Below are 1098 nucleotides of genomic sequence, written 5' to 3' on the forward strand. Positions count from 1 at the left end.
GCTGCCCACCTGGGCGGTGTCCATCGCGGCGGAGGTCGACGGCGAGACGGTCGTCGGCGTCGTCGAGGCCCCGATGCGCGGCGAGACCTTCCATGCAGTCCGGGGCGGCGGGGCCCGTCTCGGGGACCGTCCGCTGCGCTGCCGGCCCGCCCCGCCGCTGGACCAGGCGCTGGTGTCCACCGGCTTCAACTACGTCCACACCGTCCGCAGCCACCAGGCCGACGTCGCGCAGCGGCTGATCCCCCGGCTGCGCGACATCCGGCGCAGCGGCTCCGCCGCGATCGACCTGKCGGACGTCGAGCAGGCCGAGCTGGACGACCTGCACCGCCTGGCCGCCGAGCACGGTGTGCGGGTGAGCGCGGCCTGAGGCGTCCCGCCCCGGTCCGCGCGGGCCCCGCACCCCGCCCCCGCCGACCGGGCAGGATCCGACGACCGTCCGCCGCACCCGCGACGACCTGAGGCCCCGGCGCCGTACACACGGCGCCGGGGCCTTCGTCCGCGGCAGAGGCCCTGGTCCCGCCGTCGCGGGACCAGGGCCTCTGGCGCGTCTCCCGACGGGCTCACGCGCCCCCGTCCGGCCGGAGGGCCGGCGGTCAGTCGTGCCAGGCTCCCAGCTCCTCCAGCAGGGCCTGGAGGGGTTCGAAGACACCGGGCGGGGCCGCGACCGTCAGGTCGCCCGACGGCGCCCGGCCGGGGCGTCCGCCGGTCAGGGCGCCGGCCTCCCGGGCGATCAGGTCGCCGGCGGCCAGGTCCCAGGGGCTCAGGCCCCGCTCGTAGTAGCCGTCGAGCCGGCCAGCCGCGACGTCCGACAGGTCGATCGCGGCGGAGCCGCTGCGCCGGATGTCGCGCAGCCGGGGGATCAGCCGCTGCGCGACGTCGGCCTGGTGGCTGCGGACGGTGTGGACGTAGTTGAAGCCGGTGGACACCAGCGCCTGGTCCAGCGGCGGGGCGGGCCGGCAGCGCAGCGGACGGTCCCCGAGACGGGCCCCGCCGCCCCGGACTGCATGGAAGGTCTCGCCGCGCATCGGGGCCTCGACGACGCCGACGACCGTCTCGCCGTCGACCTCCGCCGCGATGGACACCGCCCAGGTGGGCAGC

At 77.8% G+C, this 1098-nt stretch carries 1 protein-coding gene and 1 pseudogene; one reads left to right on the forward strand and one right to left on the reverse strand.

All coding sequences use genetic code 11. From position 1 onward, the window contains the following. Nucleotides 1-316, forward strand: a pseudogene (locus EAO77_RS38200) (inositol monophosphatase family protein); the annotation flags it as partial. Nucleotides 317-593: 277 nt separating this feature from the next. On the opposite strand, the gene EAO77_RS38205 reads toward EAO77_RS38200, so the two are convergent. Then, nucleotides 594-1098: inositol monophosphatase family protein (locus EAO77_RS38205; protein WP_315986140.1), on the reverse strand; the 505-nt coding region annotated here is incomplete at its 5' end.

Source organism: Streptomyces sp. T39 (genome assembly GCF_008042045.1).
Taxonomy (GTDB): Bacteria; Actinomycetota; Actinomycetes; order Streptomycetales; family Streptomycetaceae; genus Streptomyces.